The 3,789-nt window shown below is 43.4% G+C and carries 6 protein-coding genes and 1 pseudogene; 2 read left to right on the plus strand and 5 right to left on the minus strand.

Annotation, left to right across the window (positions count from 1 at the left end; translation table 11 throughout):
* The 5 genes from PX484_RS15150 to map form a co-directional block, all read right to left on the minus strand.
* Window positions 1–445 (minus strand): WD40/YVTN/BNR-like repeat-containing protein (locus PX484_RS15150; RefSeq protein ID WP_502882748.1); only part of this gene is annotated, 445 nt, incomplete at its 3' end.
* Window positions 446–579: 134 nt separating this feature from the next.
* Window positions 580–1,206, minus strand: a complete 627-nt coding sequence (pth, locus tag PX484_RS15155) for an aminoacyl-tRNA hydrolase (protein ID WP_287767137.1) — start codon at window positions 1,204–1,206, stop codon at window positions 580–582.
* Between the two features lie 49 nt (window positions 1,207–1,255).
* Window positions 1,256–1,480 carry a DUF2811 domain-containing protein gene (locus PX484_RS15160; RefSeq protein ID WP_271975742.1) on the minus strand — a complete coding sequence of 75 codons (225 nt, stop codon included), beginning with the start codon at window positions 1,478–1,480 and terminating at the stop codon, window positions 1,256–1,258.
* Window positions 1,481–1,925: 445 nt separating this feature from the next.
* Window positions 1,926–2,327 (minus strand): universal stress protein, encoded by a 402-nt coding sequence (locus PX484_RS15165; protein WP_002800050.1) that lies wholly within the window; start codon window positions 2,325–2,327, stop codon window positions 1,926–1,928.
* Window positions 2,328–2,395: 68 nt separating this feature from the next.
* The gene (gene map, locus PX484_RS15170; protein ID WP_002800051.1) at window positions 2,396–3,241 is read right to left on the minus strand and encodes a type I methionyl aminopeptidase; all 846 of its coding nucleotides are present in this window, start codon (window positions 3,239–3,241) and stop codon (window positions 2,396–2,398) included.
* 133 nt (window positions 3,242–3,374) lie between these two features.
* On the opposite strand from map, the gene trxA reads away from it, so the two are divergent.
* Both trxA and PX484_RS26070 read left to right on the plus strand, forming a co-directional pair.
* Complete coding sequence (trxA, locus tag PX484_RS15175) at window positions 3,375–3,692, plus strand: thioredoxin (protein WP_002765348.1); 318 nt, start codon at window positions 3,375–3,377, stop codon at window positions 3,690–3,692.
* 33 nt (window positions 3,693–3,725) lie between these two features.
* Window positions 3,726–3,789, plus strand: a pseudogene (locus tag PX484_RS26070) (DUF427 domain-containing protein); the annotation flags it as partial.

A 3,789-nucleotide genomic window follows, 5' to 3' on the forward strand; every position in this document is an offset into this window, starting at 1 on the left:
ATCCCACTGCTGCTGCTATATTGGGATCGGAAGGGGCAATTTGTACAAAGTTAATAAAGTTAGTTGCTAAACCCTGATTAACTTTCTGCCAAGATTCCCCCGCATCTTCACTTTTATAAATACCATCGGATCTTGAAGCTAAATAGAGAATATTTTTATTGAGGGGAGATAGGGATAGGGAACTTAATTCCCCCGTATAATCTAAACCTTGAATTAATCTTTTCCAGTTGCTACCTCCGTCGCTAGATTTATAAAAATTATTTCTTACTAATATATATACTGTATTATCTGTCTGGAAATCGGGAGAAACTTCCACTTGACTAATCACATCATGGGGACGATGGGCAAAAGCAGCATTACTCCAAAGACAAAAAACTGTAGCGATTATCAATAAAATGAGATTAAACTTGTGGGCGAATCTCAGCAAACTTTGGCGATTAATCATACTTAAACTGCTAATATCAAGGATAAAAATTGACCTAATCTAGCAAAGGACGATCGGGATTTAACCAAGGGGTCTGTAAAAGCATAGACGAAAATGGCTATTATAACCATTACTAAAATCAGGCTTATTTGCTATCAGCATAGATTAGAGCCAATCTCTACACTTTGATTATTGTAGAGACTCATTGCCTTTTGTAACCCTTGTTTGAGACCAAGTTCGATCGCTTTTCTGGATAAGTCTAACACTTTCAAGATCACTTGGTTTTCTTGGGGGGTGAATCGGCCTAAAACGTGGGAAATAGTTGCTTTTTCGCTTGATTTACCGATTCCTATGCGTAAACGAGCGAAGCTTTCCGTGCCAACGTGGGCAATCATCGATTTAATACCGTTGTGTCCGCCCGCCGATCCCGATAGACGGATTCTCAACCGGCCTAGGGGCAGATCCATATCATCGTAAATGACTAAAATCGACTCCGGCTCCAGTTTATACCAGTCCAGCACCGATCGCACCGATTGCCCAGAGCGATTCATATAGGTTTGGGGTTTCAAAAGACGAATTTTGCCCGGGAGAGGACTGTCACCCTCGGCAATAAAACCTTGAAATCGCTTGTTTTCCTGCCAAGATAGCCCCCAATCCCGCGCTAGGGCATCTACCGCTTCAAAACCGATATTATGACGGGTGCGATCATATTTGGGTTCGGGATTACCCAAACCGATAATTAGCTGAGGAATGATTAAATTAGGGGTTTTATCGGAATTCATAGGGGAAAATCGGGCTTTTAACCATGACCCGACTCTTATTATCCCCGAATTAGCACTCCGAGCGCTGGAACAAAGTTTCTAGATAAACCTTGGCACAGCTATTTTGCTCCTCAAAATTCATCCTTTCGGAGGATTGACAATTAAGTAGAAAAAATGATATAGCCGCCGTAAACACACCATCTTGATCCCAACCGGGGTGAGTTTCTAGATATTGTTGTAGGGATTGGTGGAGGATTTCGGGGATTTCTGCCAAGATACTGACTGATGTATTCATATCGTTTACCTCTAAATCTGAAGTGGGGAAATCCCTGACTGGTGCAGTGGACAGTAAGGACTATTGTGAGCCAAGTTGGGGGGAGTTGCAATATTACCAGATGTAAAGGAATGCTTTAGAAAAACTTAATATTTACGAGGTAATAAGGGTTAGAGCTAGATTTTATTTACTTAACTTAACAGTAACTCAGTATCTATCGATGGGAATTTTTACAATCAAGATTAATTTTTTCTGGAAGCAAGTGCCGATTCTATCGCTGTTGCCTGTGGAAAAGTCTGGGTAAACTGTGGAAAACTTGGGAGTGAGTGGGGAAATACCGGGGAATGTATGGGGGAAAACATTGGGGAAAAATAAGATTTGCAAATTTTAGTCAGCAGTGCTGCTCAAATCCGATCCCTGATAGCTGTCTCACAAGTCTGGGAGTCTCGACGCTGAGTGCTGGCTGCTATGCTTTTACCACCAATACGGAACAGGTAGCTTCTGCCACCACGAGACTACTAACAGAATCTTCGATCACCCGTTGAACTCCCGTTAATCCCCGACTGCCGATCACGATCAGATCAGCATGATAGATATTAGCTAAACGAATAATTTCCTCCGCTGGATCACCAAAGATGACCTCGATTTCACTAGGGGCAGCAATCTGGGATTGATAGCAGCGCAATTGATCTTCAATAATCTCACGGGAGGGGTGAGGGCGATCCACCGCCGATTCATCTCCTTCTTTGCCGAGGATATGGGTGAGGATAATGCGAGAATTTGCCGTTAGAGAAAGGGAATTCAAGGACTGAAGGACTCGATCCGATAATTCCCCACAATCTAAGGCAACAACGATATTTTTAAACATTTTGACTAAATCCTACCGCTAAATAAATTTCCAATTAAGATTCCAGAGCAAAAAATCTATAGATAATTTTATAGGTTATTGCGATCGGTTAAGATTTCGTACCCCGTGGCGGTTACTAGGACAGTATGCTCAAATTGAGCGGAGAGAGCATTATCCATCGTCACCACCGTCCAACGATCGCGCAAAGTTCTGGTATGTTTAGATCCCCCATTGACAATTGGTTCAATTGCCAGAGTCATCCCGGCGCGGAGTTTGACATTGGGTAACTGATTAGTGCGAAAATTAAATACCGAGGGTTCTTCGTGGAGATTTCTGCCGACTCCATGGCCGGTAAAATCTTCTACTACCTGGAAACCGTTAGCTTGAACGTGATCTTCGATCGCTCCTGCGATATCGAGCAGATAATTGCCAGCTTTTACCTGATTTATGCCTTTATATAAAGCTTCTTCCGCCACGCGGATTAATTTTTCGGTTTTTGGAGAGACGGAACCGATCGCGATCGTGATACAGGAATCCCCATGATAACCTTGGTAGTAGGCCCCCGTATCTACCTTTAACACAGAACCAGCTTTGAGGCGTTTTTTCGGGCTAGGGATACCGTGAACGACTTCGTTATCGACGGAGGCACAAATCGAGGCAGGAAAGCCATAATAACCTTTAAAACTGGGAGTAGCACCCATTTCGCGGATACGTTTTTCCGCATAGGCATCCAAATCCGCCGTCGTCATCCCGGGTTGAGCGATCTCGGCGATTTCCTTGAGGACTGTAGCGGCAATTTTACCCGCTTGTCGCATAATCACGATTTCGGCGGCGGATTTAGTCTCGATTCCCCGGCGGCTTTTCTGTACTCGCGGCGAACCTACTTGCTCTGGAGTTTTAGTTTCGGGAAAAAGCAGCTTGGTTAGGATGTTCATGGAAAGTTGGCTGTCGAGTCTTTAACTTAACTTAGCATTTTCCCTGCGATCGATGACTGCTCTGGAGAAATCAAGGGACATTGAGAAAAGCTATAGTAGGGAAAAGGCTATTTTTCCGGCGAGGTGACAATTTATGGCAGTCAAAAAAGAGTTTTCCAGTTTTCAGGAACTGTTGCAAACCACTAATCTCCCCGTGTTAGTGGATTTCTATGCCACTTGGTGCGGTCCTTGTCAAATGATGGCTCCGATTCTAGAACAAACGGGAATGTATTTCAAAAATCGCCTACAAATTGTCAAAATTGATACAGACAAATATCCTAATTTAGCCACTAAGTACGGTATTCAAGCTTTACCGACTTTAGTAGTCTTTAAAAACGGTCAACCGATCGATCGAATCGAGGGAGTGGTGCAGGTTAACCAACTGGTTCAACATTTACAAACTCTGTTGTAAGATAATTTTGAACCAGAACTAGGAGTTAGTGTCATGGCAAAGGCGATTTGGAATGGTGCAGTGGTAGCGGAAAGCGATAACTGCGAAATTGTCGAGG

The sequence above is a fragment of the Microcystis sp. M49636_WE2 genome, assembly GCF_030065375.1.
Taxonomy (GTDB): Bacteria; Cyanobacteriota; Cyanobacteriia; order Cyanobacteriales; family Microcystaceae; genus Microcystis; species Microcystis aeruginosa_C.